Source organism: Mangrovibacterium sp. (assembly GCF_041596335.1).
In the GTDB taxonomy this organism is placed as follows: domain Bacteria; phylum Bacteroidota; class Bacteroidia; order Bacteroidales; family Prolixibacteraceae; genus Mangrovibacterium.
Map to the genome: position 1 here is coordinate 1 of NZ_JBFHIT010000041.1, position 16,710 is coordinate 16,710.

Here is a 16,710-nt window from a genome sequence, read left to right on the forward strand (position 1 = left end):
GGTACTTGAATTAATTGAATGGAAAACAACTGTAGATCATAATGTTGATGTTATCAATGAGACAATGGATTATTACCGTTATTATGATGCAACCAAGCAAGCAGAATTTTTATTTGACTGTTAGTCCGACACGATTAACCGGATAATGCCCGATGATGTGAAATACATTTATAAATACGATGAATTTAAACGTTTCCTTGATGATAAATTTGAAATGCCGGATAAATTGGTTGCGACTTTTGTTAGATTCCTGGCGCAGAATAATGGAGTACTTTCAAAAAGAGCTTTATCGAATGAGTTTTCTTCGTTAAAGGAAAATGAAGTTGAGGAAATTGAAAAGGAGTACAAAGATATTTTTGAAGTTAAAAACAAAAAACTCCTGTAAATGTGATACTTACAGGAGTTTGCTTTGTATTGCTTATTGAAAAAGTGGAGCTGGCGGGATACACCAACCCTCCATAACTCAATGTTTCCCAGTGTGATTGCGGAACGTATTTCGTGTATTTCTTTTTAAATTTGTATTTTGGTATGTATGCGTACCTGTTTTGTGTATGTTGAGTAGTTGGGAGTCGAACCCGCGTCCAAATTATTTTTCTTCAGTTTTATCGAATCCGCCAGAATGTTTCACTTCGCCCCAGTAAACATCATTGATAATTAATTCGTCATGACTTTTAGTGTTGTAGAATAATTCTTCCACATGGCCATGACTTCCAAGGCACTCAATAATATTTGTATACATTTCGCCATAACCTTCAAATTCAATTTTATAGCATTTTATGGCCAAAACTTTAAACGGACCATCATCAAGTTCAGGGTCTTTCGCTTGTAATCTGTAGCTGGGTGAATAGCAGCTTATCACTTGAATAGATTTTGGGTTTATTTTCCTCCCTGATTCTGTTTTCACGTAAAAACAATCTTTTGTAAGCATATTATATTTATTAAGGTTAATTGTCAAAAATCCAAAAATGGATTACCTGTCTTAATGAATGGGTTGCCGCCCTTCGGCTTTTTCTCCCAGGCTGCATTGTGGGCTACCCTCATGAAGTTTTTTTCTGCCTACCCGCTAATTCCTCCAGGCATTCAATATATTTTTGTCTGTAATCATCCAGTTCTTTTTGCTTTTTTATGCACTCAGGGCAGTTAATTATCTTCAATTTGTATGTTTCAGGTTTTTCGTTGACCTCGTTTTCTTCCTTGTCGAAGAAGAATGCAATCGGCTTAGAAAAGAAATCTGCAAATGCTTCCACATCATCAGGTGTTAAGTTTTTTCTTTCCAATCGACTTCTTAAAGTGCTTTCAGGTATTCCTAAATGTTCCGCAATCGCAGTTTTTGGCGTTCTCTGAAAATTTATTGTAGAATCTATTTTATTGTAATTCAACATATTCTGTTTATATTAATTATAAATAAGCAATATCTGGCGGTTTTTATTCGCCACATATTGCGAATTATCGCAATTCTTCATAATATTGTCATAGAAAATTAAGTATAAAATATGAACACAACAACATCAAATAGTATGAATTTTTTAATGCAGCGGAATGACGACCGGATTAACGCAGCAATTCCTACAGAAATGAGGAGAGTTATCAAAGAGGTTTCGACCAAAATGAATATGAGTGAATCAAGCTATATCAAACTGGCTCTGCAAAATCAATTGAATAAAGATTTAAGTGTTTAATATAAAATCAATAACAATGGAAAATTATTACCTGGAACAAATTGACAAAATCAGAAAATCAGACGCAAGCCCGGCGCTTCAGCTTCGGGCCATTAAAGGCTTGATAGAATTGTATAAAATTCGAAAGAAGAATGAAGAAAAGGATGCCTCAATGAAGCTGATTAATGAAATGGATCCGCTTATTAAACGAAATCAATAATATAAACAAAAAAGCCCGGATCAAAGGTGCGTCAACACCTCCCCGGGCTTAAATCTGCTAAGATTATGGAAACAAAATTACAACAAACAAATCAAAACAACACCATGCCCGCCGGCATTTTTGAAGGAGTTGAAGCCTTTTGGTATGCAGGCGAGAAATGGATCATCCAAAACGGGATGAAAATGCGGTTCAGCGACGCTCCGCTAAAATTGAGGGATATGATTGCAAACCAGTTCCTAAAAGACAAACCCAGTCAAGAAATTTTGCGCAAACAAGGTATCACCGCCTTTTCATCGGCATTCGAAATGTGGTATCGCTGCGTAATCGGTGCTTTGGATTCAACACCCGATTTCATTAACGGTAAATTCACTGCCGACAGTTTTAATTATGCATGCGATGACCATGAATGTCAGTTTCGCGGCAAGTTGTGCGGTCGTGCATCGGGATTGAACAGCACCGATGTGCAAACCCTGGCAGCCCTTAAACGTGGCGACAATTTCAGGCAAACCGCAGCTTCCCTCTACGTGAGCGAACCGGGATTAAAGAGCCGCGTTACCAAACTCCGTGAAAAATTAGAAGCAAGAAATACTGCAGCGCTCACAGCGAGGGCCGCAGAAATAGGAATATAAACCGCGTTCCCTACGCAAAAAGCACAAAACCATGGTCGAAATAATCATTAACATAAAAACATAGGGTTTGTAAAGCCTCCGGGGCATTCAAATAGTCCACTTTACGTCCAATCGCCCCGGACGGCTTATCTCTGTTAAAAAAACACAAAAGCGGTGGCCAAAAGTGATAGTTTTTGGATTTGCTTTTTCAACACTGCCACAGCCACCGCTTTTTCAAAACGCTCTTTAAAATATTGAAAAAAGATTGCCCGATTATCGGGATGGATGCTGATAAAAGCGGACGGTACCGCAAAGGTTTTAGGTTTAATTTGAACGTGATTGATTTTAATTTTCCCCGTCCGACTTTTAACAGTCCTTTAGTAATCAACAAAATAGCCTTAAAATTAAATTAAATGAAAAACATACACCACCGGGGACCTGGGAAGCCTGCAAGGGAGAGGACAGGCCGTAGCATACGTGCTGCGGCCAACTCCACCGGCTTGTGCAATTACTGTAGCATAGACAGGTTCGTCATTTTATTTTTCATGTGCGCAAATGGCGTGATGACAGCCGCCAACGTTCTTTTAATGAATTATATATATAAATTTTTTTAAACACTACCAGGAATAGCAACCAGGGCGCCTGGTATTGACCGGGCGCTCATTTTTAAAACACAAAAATTATGAATCAAATAAAAATATACATCGCCGGAAAATATACAGGCTTGCCGCATGACGAAGCCTACACAAAGTTTGCCTTGACAAAAATGCAACTGATGATTGCCGGCTTCGATGAACAAAACATTGTGAACCCGATGCAATTGGGCATTGCACCCGAAACCGATTGGCACGAAGCAATGCACATCTGCATGTCGAAATTGCGCGAGTGCAAAGCCATATATATACAGAGTGATTGGCGCGACAGCTTTGGCGCACGCAAAGAGATAAAACTGGCCGCCACTTTGCAGCTTCCAATGTACTGGGAAGAACTAGGCGACATGAGTTTGATTGCCGAATTAATAGCCACCGGAGTATGAAAAAGCTATCTACCGACGAACTGCTCAACCAGTTCCTGCAATTTGCACGCGAACATTTTGCCGAAAATAAAAGCGAAATATTGCTTGGCGAAAATGCCGCCGAAAGCCCTGAATTTGTTGTTACACCCGTAAAACCTCGGAAAAATGACAAATAACACACCAACAACCCGCCCTAAAAAAGCATGGTTTGCAGATATGCTTGTGAAACAAACCAAGCCTTGTAATACCTGCACCGTTGGCGATTGGGGAGCATGTTACCATGCCGAATATGGCAAATGTAAATATGCCGAACCGGAAGATACAGGATTAAAAGCACTCCTTTCAGTATTGGTGCTTTTCTTATCCGGCGCACTTTCAGCGCATACCCAACAAATTGGCTACTTAGTTACCATCGACAAAGGGGAGAAGGAACTGGAGATATATCAATTCGATAACATCAACATGGTCGATACGCTTGTAATCCTGAATTTCAGGAAAATCAATTCGGGTTTTGCTGCCGAAATGCTGGCCGATTCGCGCCACTTTCAAATCATTACCAACTCAATTGAATTCTACTGCGAGAAAAAACGGATTGTTGGCCGCAGAAAAGACGGGAGCTTGAAATTAAGAAACTTAAAACGGAAATGGTTATGAACCGACTCGACTACCTATCATCCGGAAAACGTTTCCTGCGCAAAGTAGCCAGGCAGCGACTGAACCTGATAGTACATAACGTAGGATACCTGCCGCCATCGCTGAACAAAGAGCCCAACACCATTCTGCACCATATCCAAACTATCCATAGTGCTGCACAAATGCAACGCTACATCGAGCGAAGGCAAGACACACTGAAATTAATGATACCCGCCAACTGCATCAAGTGGTTTGATGAATTGCGCGAGCTGCTGGCAGGGGTTGAAGAAAGAGTGGAGAATTAAATAATCAATACAAATCAATTTAAAATTAAAATTATGAAAGCACAACTTTTAAAAGATTTACAAGGCCTGCAAAGTAAGGCCGACAGTTTTTTCACTGAAGCTCAGGATAGCGCATCGGAGCATGGCGCAGGTTATTTTTACATAGCTAAAAAAATCGATAAAATAATTGGGTATGTAACCGGAACCAGGGATCAGAAAAAACTAACGACATTAACCGAACTGCGCAAAAACCTGCTGGATATTGCCAGCGAATATGGTGCTGAAACAGGTATAGATTACGGAGTATCTCTCTCAATTGAATGTAGCGAAAAAGGAGAAATTTTTTATTCGTGTGAAATTAAAGGAACAAAAAAATCGGAAAACAGAGACCGCTATTCCGACTATGAAAGAATTTATTCGAGGGATAATTTCAATAAACTAATTACAGAATTCAAAGAACTCCTCGACATTGACAGAACTGCCCGCATGGACACACCCGAATCGGAAAAGGATGTTACTGTAGCTTAAATTACACATAAAATGGGAAAAATAAAAGAACACCATCACGATGAAATCGAGTGTGGCAACAGGGAGAAAAATACTTATCTGCGCTTTGGGAAACATGAATTTTTTGCAATCCATCACGCTGAAAACATAGTATATAGCACATGCACAGAACCAGACAATCTTTGGGTAAAAAAATTTGACGCACCAAAGGATTATGTAGAAGATTACTTGATGTGCATTAAAACCGGAAAAGATATTTCTGAAGAATTATTCCAGGAGAAATTCTCTGAAGTGATTTCAAAATTACACAACGAAACACCTTATGCTTAAACCAACGGCAATGAAGAAAGAACACCCTATTTTATTCAGCTTACCAATGGTACAAGCCATTTTGGAAGACAGGAAAAAACAGACCAGGCGAATTTGCAAACATCAGCATTGGACACATTCAGAACTTACAGATGTCAACATCAACAAAATAATTCAAAAGGTTGATAGAAATGTTTCCTGTCCTTACGGCCAACCCGGAGATTTGCTTTGGGTGAGGGAAACATTTACCGAATGGCCAAAAGGGGAATTCCAATTCAGGGCGTCTACACGCTCAGGCGACGAATTAGGGAAGTGGAAACCATCCATCCACATGCCTAAAGCAGCAGCCCGTATTTGGTTAGAAATTACTGAAGTGAAAGTGGAGAGGTTACAGGCCATCTCGGAAGGTGATGCAAAAGCGGAAGGAATAAAACTACATTCAGGCGGCCAACATTATTTAGATTATATAGCAGAAGCCTATAATACAACCCAATTTATTTATCGATTGCGTTCAGCCAAAGATTCATTTAAAACTTTATGGCAATTGGTAAATGAGCGCAATAAAAGCTTCATCGAAGTCCATGGTATTCGCTGGTCTGACAATCCATGGGTTTGGGTGGTAAAATTCAAAGTGATTTCAACAAACGGCAAACCTGAAATTTGCTATAAAACAAACGAAGTATGCAAATACGATTGCAAAGGACTTTGCAGGGAAAGCATGTAAAAACAACAAACCAATAAAAAAAATCCACCATGCTAAGAATCAGAAGAAAAGGGCAAGGCACTATTTTAGTCAAAATCAAAGGCCGCGTAATCAAGCGGATACCTGAAAAGTATGAACCCATAATCGAAATTATTGAAAGCAGGGGCGAAAGTGTGCTCGATTATTTGGAATACGAAGACCGGAAGTGGTTGCAACCATCGGAGCGGCATATTTTGAAAACAATGCTTTTGCAGGAAAACCTGAAATCATTTATCGGTATTGCCATGCAAAATCCAAAGTACAAGGGTTTGATAAATTTCTCGGAACCGGTAAAAGTGCAGCAAATAATTACGCGAAACACCAAATACTTTGCTGTGAAATTCGCCGGTGGCCACGAACTGAAATGCCCGGCAGAACTCTACTGGGGTTCGCCGATTAAAGAAGTTGTGAGGAGGTTGTATTAATGAAACATCTTTCGACTACGCTCATGATGACAGGAACTTTAAACATTGAACTTTAAACTGAAATATCTGTGATACCAGAATCAATTGCTGAAAAAATAAAAGCGATATCGCGCCTTGAAGATGTGTTGACCGACCTGAATCCTGCCGGAAGGCAGTTTTACTGCGCTTGCCCAAGCTGCGGAAAAATCGATACAAAAAAGAAAAAGGGTTTGATGTTCAACCCTAGTAAACAAATTGCAAAGTGCTGGAGCTGCGACTGGGGGACCAACAGCCCCATAAAATACCTGATGGACATTAAGGGCATGAAATACCCCGAGGCATTGGAACACCTTGCCGGGATTCACAGCATCGAACTTGAAAGCGATGATGACCGAAAAGCACGTTTGGCACACGCCAGGGAAGCGCAGAAAGAAAGGCGATTGCAGACTTTCAGCGACCGGCAGTTGCGCGACTCCGGATTGACTTCGGAAGATGTTGAAATCGAATTCGAGAAAGACAATGCCACACACCGCCGACCGGCATTCATGAGCGGAACGCGCGACCAATACGGCAAATATACAGTTGGCGGAAGTGCCGATGATATGCTGATATATTACCACGACCTCGACGGGAACCCTGTAATGTACAAGCCCGAGAAAAGCACGAAAATGTTTGAGCTCATTCGCGTTCGCTGGCAGAACCCGGAACAACACCTCGACAAACAGGGGCGACCGATAAAATACCAAAGCCCATCGGGCAGTGGTACCCATATTTACATACCTCAGAAAATTCGTGAGTTTTTTAAATACCGGAAGAAAATAAAACGCCTGTTTATCCAGGAGGGCGAAAAAAAGGCCGAAAAGTGCTGCAAACACGGCATCATGTCAATCGGCGTGATGGGTATTCAGAACATTGGCCGGAAAGACAAAAGTCTTCCTCCGGAAGTGCAATTGATTATTCAGGCCTGCGAAGTTGACGAGGTGGTGTTTATGCTCGACAGCGACTGGGATAATCTTTCAACCGGGTTGAAAAATGGCGATCATATCGATCAGCGGCCACAATCGTTTTTCTATGCTGTAAAAAATTACAAGGAGTACATGCAAACCATGGTAAACGTTGGTGTAAGCGTTGAAATTTGGTTTGGGCATGTTAGGGCAAACGAAAAGAACCTGAAGGGGATTGATGACCTGATGGTGGGCAGCTTTTTTGGAAACGAAAAAGAACTGCTTGACCACATTGATTATGCCATGCACGAAAAACAGGGTTATGACGAATTTGTGCAGATGCATAAAATAACCACCATGAACGATCAGCAACTGGCCGACCTGTGGTTACTGAACGACCCTGTTGAATTCGCAAAAAAACACCGCGAAGAAATTGGCGACCTGAAGGAGTTTTACCTCAAAAAATTCAAGCGCCGGTTTAACGAAGAAGACCAACTGGAATTGGCCGAAAAACTGCAACCAGGCGAACAGTACTGGGATTTGCAAGTGAAAGAATCGCGCACCGGCCAGCAACGCGAAGAAATCCATTTCCATTACCGGCGCTGCTTTAATTTCCTCCGCAACCGTGGTTTCCACCGCACACAAATGAAATCGGGCACATGGGATTTTATACAGGTAAAAAACCGCGTGGTACACAAGGTCGATAACTACGCAATGAAAGATTTTGTTACCGAATTTACCGAAGAAATCAAGGAATATGATGTACTGGAAATGCTTTACCGTGGCGGCCCGCAATATCTTGGTCACGAAAAATTGAGCAACCTCAAATTTTTTCAGCCCAATATCGAGAAAGCCGGAAAAGACAGTCAATGCCTGTTTTTCAATGAAAAAATATGGGAGATTACAGCTGATGGTATTAAGGAAATGAGTTATGGTGAATTCAGGAATTTTGTGTGGGAAGACAAAATAATCGATGCAAAAGTATCGGCAACAAAGCCGCTGCTGCAGGTAACGCAAATGAGCGATGAACTTCGCCCATTGGTAGCTGAAGAGTACAGGCACATTGAGAACCGGGAGTTCTTTATTGACATTTCTCCTGAGGGGGAGCAATGCCAGTTCCTCCAATTCCTGCGCAATGCGAGCAATTTTACCTGGAAAGCAGAGCGGAAATATAAAAAGACCGGCAACGAAGATGATGCACCGCTGATGGAAGAGCAGTTTATGAACAACAGGCATTTGGTTAATAAACTAACTGCTATTGGCTACCTGCTGCACGACTATAAGAATGCAAGCGAATTGAAAGCTGTGATTGGCATGGATGGCCGAATGAGCGAGGTTGGAACCAGTAACGGTAGAACCGGAAAAAGCATTATAGGTGTTGGTATTGAACAGGTAATCCCACAGGAATACATCAACGGAAAAGACAAAAAAATTACTGATGACCAGTTCCTTTTTTCGGATGTTAACGAAAAAACGATGAATATTTTCCTTGATGACATGCGGGCAAATATTGATTTTGAACACTTCTTCACTCTTATCACCGGAAAGCTGAAGGTAAACGTAAAAGGCGGTGCACGGTTCAGCCTGGAGCAAGGGGACACGCCCAAAGTATATGGCACCACAAACCACGCCATCAATGGCGAAGGTGCAAGTTTCCGCGACAGGATTGCATACATAGTCTTCTCTGATTGGTACAACGACGACCACAAGCCTATCGATGATTTTGGCGTGAATTTCTTCACGGAATGGGAGCAAACACAGTGGAACTTGTTTTTTAACCTCATGGCCACCTGCCTGCAATTGTACTTCCAAAGCATCCGCGACGAGTGGCAGGGAAAAAACAAAGGCATAGTAGAGCCGCCAATGGAAGGGATTGAAAAACGCATGCTTCGCCAGAAAATTGGAGAGGACTTTATGCAGTGGGCCGACGTGAAGTTTGCGTGCAACCCCGACGGGTCGCCAATCGACGAATTCAGCGCACTGAACAACCGCGAAGCCAGGGGAGAATTGTGGGCGGATTTTATGAAGGAAAAACCACACGCGCTGAGGTATGTTACCACCACCAATTTTAAAACCCGGATGAAAAACTATTGCAAATATAAAGGCTTCCATTTCAACCCCAACAAAGCCAACAAAGATGGCATTGACTATGGCGAATGGAAGAGAAACCACCCGGATAAAATGTTCGATGGAATTGACGATAAAAGTGGCGGAACTGAATATTTCACCATTGCCAGTCCGTTGTGGAATGTGGCTGAATTTTAAAAACACACAATATGAACACCGCGACAATTGAATACAAACAAAAGGTTTGGCAGTTCCTGGATAAAATGAAACCTGGGGAGCGCAAAAAGGTTAGCATGATTTGCGAAGCTGAAAATACGGACAAGTTTATTGCAAGCGTCAAAGAATGGATGGACGGGAAACTATTTCAAGGCTATATCAGCTTTAATAAAGATTACACTGAATTTTATAAAACAGAGGAAATCACATTTAAAAATCAACAATTTAAAAATTAAAAAAATGGGAAACATTTCAGCAAAAATCAATTTAAGACAACTACAGAGCGCTGTGCGCACAATGAAAGGTAAATCAGGCGACATTGAATGCCTTGTAATCCCGATAGCGGGAAACAACCTTATAAAAGGCGAAAAAGGAGTTTACCTCGATTTGATTGGCTTCGAGCTTAAAGAGAAAATTGGCGACCGCAAGGATACGCACCTGGTTAAACAAAGCTTACCAAAAGAGGTAACGGAAAAAATGAGCGACGAACAAAAACATGCCATGCCAATTTTGGGGAATATGGTTTTATGGGGATTCCAGGAACCGGCACCAAACAATGTGGAAGTTGGCGAAGTAAGTGCGGAAGATATGGACGGGGATTTGCCATTTTGAGTTATGGCCAAAGGAATAAAAACAGAATGGACTGAAGAAATGCTTCACCGGATGAAGTTTGAATTCAAATACGCTTACAACAAACAGTTGGCGATTGATCTGGGTGTGAGCTGGCGCACACTTGTGCGCAAAGCCAGGGAAATGGGACTGGAAAAAGAGGAAGGATTCCTGGAAAAAAGGAAGCAGCACATTCAATACCTGGCAAGAGCAAAAAGAGGTCCAAATGCCACGAAGGGGATGAAAGGCTGGTGTATTCCCAACAGCGAAGCAACAAGGTTTAAACCCGGCAATATTTCGCCCATGACCACAAGCCAAAAAACGAGAGATAAAGTAAGCCGGAGCAGGCTGAAAACAATTGAGGAAGAGAAATATCGAATTCGCGAAGGAATCGACCAGATAACTAAATTAAAATTGAAAGTATGAAATTTAAAACTTTACGAACTTCAGAAACCGGGAAGAAATTCCAGGCGATTGTTGAGAAAGAAGAAAAAGCTTTTGAAGAAGCTAAAAGTTTAGCTGATGAAATTGGTTTCGAAAAATGGAGATCCGACAGATGGGCTGCTTTTGGTGGTATCGAGTTTGTATATTTCGCAGACCAAACACCAGACCCAAAGGTTTGGAGAAATACAGACGCAGGTGCTGTCCCACGAAGAAATACAAAACCAGGGAAAGCAATGTATGAAAGGCTTGAAGCCCTCACAAAAGTCAGTAAACATGAGCTAAATATGTGTATTGGTTTCGATGGCGCACCTTTTAAAAACATAGGTTTTTCATACAACAATCCCGATTATTTCCTTTTTGAAGTTTTCGAAAAATGGGACTGTGAAATACCAGCCGATTGCGAAGAAATTACAGTTTCGGAATACAGGAAACTATCACTTTTAAATCAATAATTATGAAACATGCAAGAGCGGATTACAACAGGATCCAAGACCCAGAGAACAAAATACCAGCCAATGAGCCAGTATTTTTGCTTAGAGCACAAGACAAGTTTGCGCCAGAGTTGCTTTTAAGATGGGCAGCCAAATTGAGACTCGATGGCGGACAACCTGCTATGGCGGAAATGGTAGAAAACCACGCACAAGAAATGATTGAGTGGCAAAAAAAGACGGTTAAAATACCCGACCTTGATCCATGTGATGATGCCAATTACATTCATCAAGGCTCATTATAAAATCAATAATTATGAAACAGTATTTTATTTCGGGGCATTTTTATGTTCCAAAAAACAAAGCCCACAAGGAATTGCAGGATTTTGCTCAAACATTTCAGCATTGCCTGATTGACGAACAGAAATTGAATGAGTTGAAATCGGCCTTCAAAGCCAAAACAAGTGATGTAAACTGGCTGAACAAGCGATGCCAGGACATAGATTTGCAAGCGCGAAGTTTCGACAAAAAGAACTTCATGTTCATAGTTGACAGTAACTTCCAATTGACGGCTACTTTGATAGAAAGGTTTGAATTGGCCACTACCAATAATTATTTGGTTATCCACAGGCCAACCGGTACCACTTTTACCTTAGAAGACAAAAGGCAGGGAGATATGCTTGATCATATTATGGCACTTGATGATGGCGACCTGGGGAACTACATGGTTTATGAACAGTGGATGTGATCTAAAACTACAATCATGTTAGAATTCAACGACAAAAAAAGGGCGCAGTCTTTAATGGATGCAAAAGTTAAAATGATGGTAGGCCGCATTTGTGCCATGTGGGATAATATGGATGATTTACAAAGATTGTTCCCGGTTGGCCTTGGCAAGATAAAGCAGACGAACCACATTAACCCGGTATTTGCTTACAAACTGATTCGAAACAGCAACAATGTAATTGAGATATGGCATGTTGATCAGGAAGCGATGGTTAACGACCGGTTACTGTGCGAAGTGACACAAGTTTTGGACAAAAAAGCAAATTAAGAAACGATGAAAACGGAAGACAAATTTGAAACACTTGGTCAGTTGATTGATTCACTTGACAACCTTGCGCACGCATTAAAGATGCCTTTGCCACCACAAATACACGTTGAACAACTTGGTATTGCCTTACCCGAAAAAGTGAAGCAATTAAAAGAAGTCTTTGTGGAAATTACTGGCGAGAACCCGTGGGATTAAAAGCCCTATAACACGAAGCTATGTTTCGTTCCGATTCCTGCGGAATAAAATATGAGCGACTGTTATCGGTCGTTTCTTACAAGTGGCAAATAACATTTTAATTCTTCGCAGGAGTTGCTATTCAAGTGGCAAATAACATATTAATTCTTCAACAACAGCGGCCAATACAGCCGCTGTTGTTGTTACGCACACAATAAAAGATATTAATATCTCAATGATTTTTCAATTTTGCGCTCCCCCCCCTCCATTACTGTTGCAAATAGTGCATTTGTACCGAAATCGACCAAAATAAAACCGTAATAAGTTGATTTTGAATATAGTATATATATTTCTTTCTTTTTTACATTACTTTTTTTGAAAAAAGACCATATTAAAAACAGGTAATACAGTTGTGCTTTTGTACGTACTTTTTTTAAGCGTTGAAAATCAGCATTTTACAGCGTACTTTTTGCGCACTATTTTGCACGATTTGTACTTAGTACGTACTAAATTTTTAGAATCGTTGATAATCAATACTTTATAAGTTTAGCGTACTTTTGCACGGCTGCACGAATAAAAAAGGGTTTTTCACAAGGGGTGTGTTTCAGTTTAGTTAAAAATATTGTGTACTGTAACTTTAAACCTAGTATGTAATTAGCATATATCAATACCTAATTTGCAAACTTATGTTATCTTTGAACCGGTTGCAGTTCCTGGTTTAATAAAACAAACCATGAATATTGACTATTCCACAAAACCGCAAATTCAAATTTCATTGAATCCTGTACTTGAGTCATACGTTAGGTATGAATTCAAAATCCCGACCAATCAGCGGGAAATTATTGTGCGCCGAAACACCGATATCGGTAAGCTTATCCACTCGAATATCATCACAAACGATCTTCCTGTAAAAAGACCTTTCGACCTTAACCCGGTTGTGTTTATTTTACCAATAAACAAAGTGAACCACCACTATATCCGTTTCCACTTTTTATCGGTATCGACCTGGGGTGAACAAAAGATACAGGATGGGATAGAATATGAGTTCAGGAAGTGGGTTGACCGTAAATTTGAAAAAGGGTACAAAAAAAAATACACTCAGAAACAAATTGTCGAGGCCATTCTCCGCGGACTGAACATCAGGAATAATTCGGCAAATTTCGACGCGATTAAAAAAATAGACTATCGCAACGGCAGAAAAGAGGAGGAAAAACGTTTTGAAGAGTTGTTACTTGCTGATATATAGGATGGTAAAAAATGATTTAACCCTAATTGTTTAAAATAGGTTCAATAGCAATGAATGTTTTAATCACAAATGCAAAAAAGCAGTAAAAAACAATAAAAATTTTAATCATGAATAGTGGAGTAATTACGAAAGTGGAATACATGCCAAACACCGGCAGCGAATTTGAGCAGATGGATATTATCCCTCATTCGGGTATATTTAGTGAACCCACAGGAAATCAAAACGGGAATATATATTATTCATTTGCTTTTGATTTTAAAATAGCTGAAGTGAAACCAGAAACTGATAACAAGCTTGACAGCATGATCGGGAAGCGTGGTATTTTTAGAATTACTGATGCAAATAACCGGGTTTATACCATTGGTGATGCCATTTTCAAAGCTAATTTTACATTCACCCGCAGATTAGATGGCACGCCTGGTTCTTTTAATGGTTACGATTGCTCGGTTACCCGTAGCGCACCAACACGATGCCCCATGGTTTAAAATAGCAGTCCTTTGTTTTGCCCTATTTCTACAATAGCATTGTATTGTACATTAATGTATTGATACAATGAGCAAGGAAAACCAGTATTACGACATCGTTTCAAACAAAATCTCAAAAACTGCCGAAGTGCTGATTTATGGCGTAATTGGTGAAAGTTGGTGGGAAGAAAGCATTACGGCCCGCCGTTTTGTTACCGATTTCAAGAACCTTGAAAAAGACCACGACAACATTAATGTGAGGATAAACTCCCCGGGCGGATCTGTTTTTGATGGCCTGGCCATTTTCAATGCTATTGCAAATTCCCCGAAAGATGTGCACACCTATAACGATGGATTGTGTGCATCGATGGCAGCAGTTCTATTGCTGGCTGCCAACAAAGTAAACGTACATCCGGCAAAAAACAGCCTTTTGATGTTGCACGCGCCCATGGTTGGCACTTTTGGCAACCGCAGGGAAATTGAAAAAACATTGAATACCCTGGACAAAGTGCAGGATGTGCTGGTAACCTCAATTTGTGAAAAAACTGGCTTGCAAAAAGATGATGTTGTAGCCAAATATTTTGACTATACCGACCACTGGCTAACTGCCGATGAAGCCAAAGCCGCCGGTTTGTATGAAAACATTGAGGAAGACGAAGCCGAGAATGTGCCGAAAAATGCTTCAGCATTGAAATTTTCTGATTTGGTAAAACTATTTGAACCAAAAAACACCCTTTTTCCCGATTGGATTAACCGCATTGCACAATCACCCGAAAACTTAAATATTTTAGATATGGACATTCATAAGATTAGAGCAGCGTACGGCCTCAAAGAGGAAGATTACGCTACCGAAGATGATGTTCTCAATTACGTGAAAACACGTGAAAAGGAATTATCGGACGCGAAGGCTGCACAGGATGCGGCAGTAAACGAACTGGCTACTGCAAAAAAATCCATCGAGGATAAAGATGCAGAAACTGAAACCCTGAAAGCACAGGTGGAAACTTTGAAAAAGGGACCCGGTGCAGAAAACAAAAAAACCACTGAAACTACCGACAAAGGCGGTGCCGATGTGGAAGACGGATTGACAGCTGACGACATTAAATTGTACAACTCATTAACACGATAGAAAATGAATTTAGCAACATCAGCTGCCGAGCTGAACAAATCGGCACAGAAATACGAAAAGGCGTTGCTTCAACTGCCTTCGATTGGCATCAGTGAAATTTTGCCATACATGACCGGCTATCCGGGAGTGACTTACAAGCAAACTATTGGCGAAATTTTTGCCAACTCGCAATTGCGGCCCTACACCGGTGACAATAACGAGATTGACACCACCGACATCAAGGAACGCACACTTGAAACTTTCCTGGGATCGATGGTTGAGCTATTCGACCCTAACCAGTTGAAACAAACCATTTGGGCGCAAATGAAAGCCAACTCTGATGGAATCAAAGATTCGGACATGAACAAAGCCATGTTGTTTGCAATTATGGATTCCGTTCTTTCATACCTTGGGCCAGCTGTATTTAGTGCTGTACGTGATGATGCCGGTACCACAACCGCAAAATTGTTCAACGGTTTTGACACAATTGCAGCTACTGAAATTACCGCAACCAAGATATCCGCAGCATTGGGCAATTATTATGCACAAACCGAAGCAATTGACAATACCAACGCTGTTGATGCTTTGCGCGAAGTTTACAAAAAAGCTTCTCCGGAGATGAAAGCCAAAAAAGTAAACATGATGGTTGATCCTGACTTGTTGGTTGCCTACGAAGAGGATTATTTGAATGTTGTTGGATCAACGCCATACAACGCCGGCTTCGAGCAGATGTATTTGATGGGCACCGGTAAACGTTGGGAAATTGTCCCACTTGTTGGCAAAGCAGGCTCTCAGTATATCACATGTTCGACCAAAAAGAACATGATTTACGGCTACGGTAATGGTGTTGCAAACGAAGGCGTAGAAGTTCGCAGGGGCGACAATGCTTTTAAACTGCAATTCATTTTGGCAATGTTCTTTGGCGTGCAATATGCCACTTTGGACAAAAAGGAATTGATGATTTCGAAACTTTTCGCAGGATAGGAGGATAAGCTATGAGTAATTTTGGAAATTTAGACTGGGTTGACGGACAAGTGTCTGTCCCCGGGGTATATGCCAACCTGTGGTATGTTGAGAAATCGAAGATAATCTCCTGGCCACAGTTTGCTGCTGCTCCTGCCGATGCTCAGGCAGAAGTGACACTTGCCGGTGATTTTGTGCTTGAGGCAGCAACGCTCTGGAAACGCATCAATTGTATTGATGTTAAGTCGGAACCAACATCGGAACAACAAGGCGAAATCCGCTGTAAAACTTATGCCAATAAGTTTAAAGTGGTGACTTCGTTAACCACAGTTGAAGCAACCGCTTTTGCAAAGTTGGCCGCCAATACCGATTTGGTTTACATATACCAGGAGCGCGATGGTGGAAAATTCAGGGTTTGTGGATCGGAAAAGTTTTTGACGGATACAAAAGTAACTCAAATGACCGGAAGTTCACCAACTTCGGAAAAGGGAACTATGCTCGAAGTGGAGGCTACCGATGTTTGTCCGTTCCCGTTCTATGACGGATTGATTACCGATAGCACAGGAGAAGTAAATCCTACTGCTTTATAGAAACCGATTGCTCCCTGAATGGG

The 16,710-nt window shown here is 41.0% G+C and carries 28 protein-coding genes; 26 read left to right on the forward strand and 2 right to left on the reverse strand.

Annotated features, from left to right (window positions below; translation table 11 throughout):
- The first annotated feature begins 157 nt into the window (after window positions 1-157).
- Window positions 158-385 (forward strand): hypothetical protein, encoded by a 228-nt coding sequence (locus tag ABZD21_RS13760; protein WP_372775614.1) that lies wholly within the window; start codon window positions 158-160, stop codon window positions 383-385.
- Between the two features lie 201 nt (window positions 386-586).
- Here the strand turns inward: ABZD21_RS13760 and ABZD21_RS13765 are convergent, their stop codons facing one another.
- Both ABZD21_RS13765 and ABZD21_RS13770 read right to left on the reverse strand, forming a co-directional pair.
- A complete protein-coding gene (locus ABZD21_RS13765; RefSeq protein ID WP_372775615.1) occupies window positions 587-928 on the reverse strand; it encodes a hypothetical protein in 342 nt (113 codons plus the stop codon).
- A 109-nt stretch (window positions 929-1,037) separates the two neighbouring features.
- Window positions 1,038-1,382, reverse strand: a complete 345-nt coding sequence (locus ABZD21_RS13770) for a hypothetical protein (RefSeq protein WP_372775616.1) — start codon at window positions 1,380-1,382, stop codon at window positions 1,038-1,040.
- Window positions 1,383-1,493: 111 nt separating this feature from the next.
- Between ABZD21_RS13770 and ABZD21_RS13775 the strand changes: the two genes are divergently transcribed.
- The 25 genes from ABZD21_RS13775 (at window position 1,494) to ABZD21_RS13895 (ending at window position 16,687) form a co-directional block, all read left to right on the forward strand.
- Window positions 1,494-1,679: a hypothetical protein gene (locus tag ABZD21_RS13775; protein ID WP_372775618.1), complete on the forward strand. Its 186-nt coding sequence runs from the start codon at window positions 1,494-1,496 to the stop codon at window positions 1,677-1,679.
- A 16-nt stretch (window positions 1,680-1,695) separates the two neighbouring features.
- Complete coding sequence (locus tag ABZD21_RS13780) at window positions 1,696-1,878, forward strand: hypothetical protein (RefSeq protein ID WP_372775619.1); 183 nt, start codon at window positions 1,696-1,698, stop codon at window positions 1,876-1,878.
- 65 nt (window positions 1,879-1,943) lie between these two features.
- Window positions 1,944-2,507: a helix-turn-helix transcriptional regulator gene (locus tag ABZD21_RS13785; RefSeq protein ID WP_372775620.1), complete on the forward strand. Its 564-nt coding sequence runs from the start codon at window positions 1,944-1,946 to the stop codon at window positions 2,505-2,507.
- Window positions 2,508-3,168: 661 nt separating this feature from the next.
- Complete coding sequence (locus ABZD21_RS13790) at window positions 3,169-3,522, forward strand: DUF4406 domain-containing protein (protein ID WP_372775622.1); 354 nt, start codon at window positions 3,169-3,171, stop codon at window positions 3,520-3,522.
- A complete protein-coding gene (locus ABZD21_RS13795; RefSeq protein ID WP_372775623.1) occupies window positions 3,519-3,677 on the forward strand; it encodes a hypothetical protein in 159 nt (52 codons plus the stop codon). The genes ABZD21_RS13790 and ABZD21_RS13795 overlap by 4 nt, the downstream gene beginning before the upstream one ends.
- Window positions 3,667-4,155 (forward strand): hypothetical protein, encoded by a 489-nt coding sequence (locus ABZD21_RS13800; protein ID WP_372775624.1) that lies wholly within the window; start codon window positions 3,667-3,669, stop codon window positions 4,153-4,155. The genes ABZD21_RS13795 and ABZD21_RS13800 overlap by 11 nt, the downstream gene beginning before the upstream one ends.
- Window positions 4,152-4,439 carry a hypothetical protein gene (locus tag ABZD21_RS13805; RefSeq protein ID WP_372775626.1) on the forward strand — a complete coding sequence of 96 codons (288 nt, stop codon included), beginning with the start codon at window positions 4,152-4,154 and terminating at the stop codon, window positions 4,437-4,439. The genes ABZD21_RS13800 and ABZD21_RS13805 overlap by 4 nt, the downstream gene beginning before the upstream one ends.
- Before the next feature lie 33 nt (window positions 4,440-4,472).
- Window positions 4,473-4,946: a hypothetical protein gene (locus ABZD21_RS13810; protein WP_372775627.1), complete on the forward strand. Its 474-nt coding sequence runs from the start codon at window positions 4,473-4,475 to the stop codon at window positions 4,944-4,946.
- 12 nt (window positions 4,947-4,958) lie between these two features.
- A complete protein-coding gene (locus ABZD21_RS13815; RefSeq protein WP_372775628.1) occupies window positions 4,959-5,255 on the forward strand; it encodes a hypothetical protein in 297 nt (98 codons plus the stop codon).
- 10 nt (window positions 5,256-5,265) lie between these two features.
- Window positions 5,266-5,958: a hypothetical protein gene (locus ABZD21_RS13820; RefSeq protein ID WP_372775630.1), complete on the forward strand. Its 693-nt coding sequence runs from the start codon at window positions 5,266-5,268 to the stop codon at window positions 5,956-5,958.
- 29 nt (window positions 5,959-5,987) lie between these two features.
- Window positions 5,988-6,401: a hypothetical protein gene (locus ABZD21_RS13825; RefSeq protein ID WP_372775631.1), complete on the forward strand. Its 414-nt coding sequence runs from the start codon at window positions 5,988-5,990 to the stop codon at window positions 6,399-6,401.
- A 68-nt stretch (window positions 6,402-6,469) separates the two neighbouring features.
- Window positions 6,470-9,589, forward strand: a complete 3,120-nt coding sequence (locus ABZD21_RS13830; protein WP_372775632.1) for a CHC2 zinc finger domain-containing protein — start codon at window positions 6,470-6,472, stop codon at window positions 9,587-9,589.
- Window positions 9,590-9,600: 11 nt separating this feature from the next.
- The gene (locus tag ABZD21_RS13835) at window positions 9,601-9,843 is read left to right on the forward strand and encodes a hypothetical protein (protein WP_372775633.1); all 243 of its coding nucleotides are present in this window, start codon (window positions 9,601-9,603) and stop codon (window positions 9,841-9,843) included.
- A gap of 4 nt (window positions 9,844-9,847) precedes the next feature.
- Entirely contained in the window at window positions 9,848-10,219 is a 372-nt protein-coding gene (locus ABZD21_RS13840; RefSeq protein ID WP_372775634.1) for a hypothetical protein, read from the forward strand.
- A 3-nt stretch (window positions 10,220-10,222) separates the two neighbouring features.
- Complete coding sequence (locus ABZD21_RS13845; protein ID WP_372775635.1) at window positions 10,223-10,642, forward strand: hypothetical protein; 420 nt, start codon at window positions 10,223-10,225, stop codon at window positions 10,640-10,642.
- On the forward strand, window positions 10,639-11,112 hold the full coding sequence (locus ABZD21_RS13850) for a hypothetical protein (protein WP_372775636.1): 474 nt from the start codon (window positions 10,639-10,641) through the stop codon (window positions 11,110-11,112). The genes ABZD21_RS13845 and ABZD21_RS13850 overlap by 4 nt, the downstream gene beginning before the upstream one ends.
- Window positions 11,113-11,114: 2 nt before the next feature.
- Window positions 11,115-11,393: a hypothetical protein gene (locus ABZD21_RS13855; protein WP_372775637.1), complete on the forward strand. Its 279-nt coding sequence runs from the start codon at window positions 11,115-11,117 to the stop codon at window positions 11,391-11,393.
- 11 nt (window positions 11,394-11,404) lie between these two features.
- On the forward strand, window positions 11,405-11,836 hold the full coding sequence (locus ABZD21_RS13860; protein WP_372775638.1) for a hypothetical protein: 432 nt from the start codon (window positions 11,405-11,407) through the stop codon (window positions 11,834-11,836).
- A gap of 15 nt (window positions 11,837-11,851) precedes the next feature.
- Window positions 11,852-12,142, forward strand: coding sequence for a hypothetical protein (locus ABZD21_RS13865; protein WP_372775639.1), 291 nt, complete (start codon window positions 11,852-11,854; stop codon window positions 12,140-12,142).
- A gap of 6 nt (window positions 12,143-12,148) precedes the next feature.
- On the forward strand, window positions 12,149-12,337 hold the full coding sequence (locus ABZD21_RS13870; protein WP_372775640.1) for a hypothetical protein: 189 nt from the start codon (window positions 12,149-12,151) through the stop codon (window positions 12,335-12,337).
- Window positions 12,338-13,049: 712 nt separating this feature from the next.
- Complete coding sequence (locus ABZD21_RS13875) at window positions 13,050-13,562, forward strand: hypothetical protein (protein ID WP_372775641.1); 513 nt, start codon at window positions 13,050-13,052, stop codon at window positions 13,560-13,562.
- A gap of 107 nt (window positions 13,563-13,669) precedes the next feature.
- Entirely contained in the window at window positions 13,670-14,047 is a 378-nt protein-coding gene (locus ABZD21_RS13880; protein WP_372775642.1) for a hypothetical protein, read from the forward strand.
- 67 nt (window positions 14,048-14,114) lie between these two features.
- Window positions 14,115-15,155 (forward strand): head maturation protease, ClpP-related, encoded by a 1,041-nt coding sequence (locus ABZD21_RS13885; RefSeq protein WP_372775643.1) that lies wholly within the window; start codon window positions 14,115-14,117, stop codon window positions 15,153-15,155.
- 3 nt (window positions 15,156-15,158) lie between these two features.
- Complete coding sequence (locus ABZD21_RS13890) at window positions 15,159-16,118, forward strand: hypothetical protein (protein ID WP_372775644.1); 960 nt, start codon at window positions 15,159-15,161, stop codon at window positions 16,116-16,118.
- Between the two features lie 11 nt (window positions 16,119-16,129).
- Complete coding sequence (locus ABZD21_RS13895; protein WP_372775645.1) at window positions 16,130-16,687, forward strand: hypothetical protein; 558 nt, start codon at window positions 16,130-16,132, stop codon at window positions 16,685-16,687.
- The last annotated feature ends 23 nt before the right edge of the window (window positions 16,688-16,710 follow it).

Excerpts from the sequence above, each read along its gene's own strand:
- ABZD21_RS13765 (WP_372775615.1), bottom strand. The coding sequence starts at position 928 with ATGCTTACAAAAGATTGTTTTTACGTGAAAACAGAATCAGGGAGGAAA.
- ABZD21_RS13840 (WP_372775634.1), top strand. The coding sequence starts at position 9,848 with ATGGGAAACATTTCAGCAAAAATCAATTTAAGACAACTACAGAGCGCT.
- ABZD21_RS13870 (WP_372775640.1), top strand. The coding sequence starts at position 12,149 with ATGAAAACGGAAGACAAATTTGAAACACTTGGTCAGTTGATTGATTCA.
- ABZD21_RS13775 (WP_372775618.1), top strand. The coding sequence starts at position 1,494 with ATGAACACAACAACATCAAATAGTATGAATTTTTTAATGCAGCGGAAT.
- ABZD21_RS13855 (WP_372775637.1), top strand. The coding sequence starts at position 11,115 with ATGAAACATGCAAGAGCGGATTACAACAGGATCCAAGACCCAGAGAAC.
- ABZD21_RS13885 (WP_372775643.1), top strand. The coding sequence starts at position 14,115 with ATGAGCAAGGAAAACCAGTATTACGACATCGTTTCAAACAAAATCTCA.
- ABZD21_RS13785 (WP_372775620.1), top strand. The coding sequence starts at position 1,944 with ATGGAAACAAAATTACAACAAACAAATCAAAACAACACCATGCCCGCC.
- ABZD21_RS13895 (WP_372775645.1), top strand. The coding sequence starts at position 16,130 with ATGAGTAATTTTGGAAATTTAGACTGGGTTGACGGACAAGTGTCTGTC.
- ABZD21_RS13795 (WP_372775623.1), top strand. The coding sequence starts at position 3,519 with ATGAAAAAGCTATCTACCGACGAACTGCTCAACCAGTTCCTGCAATTT.
- ABZD21_RS13860 (WP_372775638.1), top strand. The coding sequence starts at position 11,405 with ATGAAACAGTATTTTATTTCGGGGCATTTTTATGTTCCAAAAAACAAA.
- ABZD21_RS13770 (WP_372775616.1), bottom strand. The coding sequence starts at position 1,382 with ATGTTGAATTACAATAAAATAGATTCTACAATAAATTTTCAGAGAACG.
- ABZD21_RS13835 (WP_372775633.1), top strand. The coding sequence starts at position 9,601 with ATGAACACCGCGACAATTGAATACAAACAAAAGGTTTGGCAGTTCCTG.
- ABZD21_RS13780 (WP_372775619.1), top strand. The coding sequence starts at position 1,696 with ATGGAAAATTATTACCTGGAACAAATTGACAAAATCAGAAAATCAGAC.
- ABZD21_RS13820 (WP_372775630.1), top strand. The coding sequence starts at position 5,266 with ATGAAGAAAGAACACCCTATTTTATTCAGCTTACCAATGGTACAAGCC.
- ABZD21_RS13890 (WP_372775644.1), top strand. The coding sequence starts at position 15,159 with ATGAATTTAGCAACATCAGCTGCCGAGCTGAACAAATCGGCACAGAAA.
- ABZD21_RS13815 (WP_372775628.1), top strand. The coding sequence starts at position 4,959 with ATGGGAAAAATAAAAGAACACCATCACGATGAAATCGAGTGTGGCAAC.
- ABZD21_RS13825 (WP_372775631.1), top strand. The coding sequence starts at position 5,988 with ATGCTAAGAATCAGAAGAAAAGGGCAAGGCACTATTTTAGTCAAAATC.
- ABZD21_RS13810 (WP_372775627.1), top strand. The coding sequence starts at position 4,473 with ATGAAAGCACAACTTTTAAAAGATTTACAAGGCCTGCAAAGTAAGGCC.
- ABZD21_RS13850 (WP_372775636.1), top strand. The coding sequence starts at position 10,639 with ATGAAATTTAAAACTTTACGAACTTCAGAAACCGGGAAGAAATTCCAG.
- ABZD21_RS13790 (WP_372775622.1), top strand. The coding sequence starts at position 3,169 with ATGAATCAAATAAAAATATACATCGCCGGAAAATATACAGGCTTGCCG.
- ABZD21_RS13865 (WP_372775639.1), top strand. The coding sequence starts at position 11,852 with ATGTTAGAATTCAACGACAAAAAAAGGGCGCAGTCTTTAATGGATGCA.
- ABZD21_RS13845 (WP_372775635.1), top strand. The coding sequence starts at position 10,223 with ATGGCCAAAGGAATAAAAACAGAATGGACTGAAGAAATGCTTCACCGG.
- ABZD21_RS13875 (WP_372775641.1), top strand. The coding sequence starts at position 13,050 with ATGAATATTGACTATTCCACAAAACCGCAAATTCAAATTTCATTGAAT.
- ABZD21_RS13800 (WP_372775624.1), top strand. The coding sequence starts at position 3,667 with ATGACAAATAACACACCAACAACCCGCCCTAAAAAAGCATGGTTTGCA.
- ABZD21_RS13880 (WP_372775642.1), top strand. The coding sequence starts at position 13,670 with ATGAATAGTGGAGTAATTACGAAAGTGGAATACATGCCAAACACCGGC.
- ABZD21_RS13805 (WP_372775626.1), top strand. The coding sequence starts at position 4,152 with ATGAACCGACTCGACTACCTATCATCCGGAAAACGTTTCCTGCGCAAA.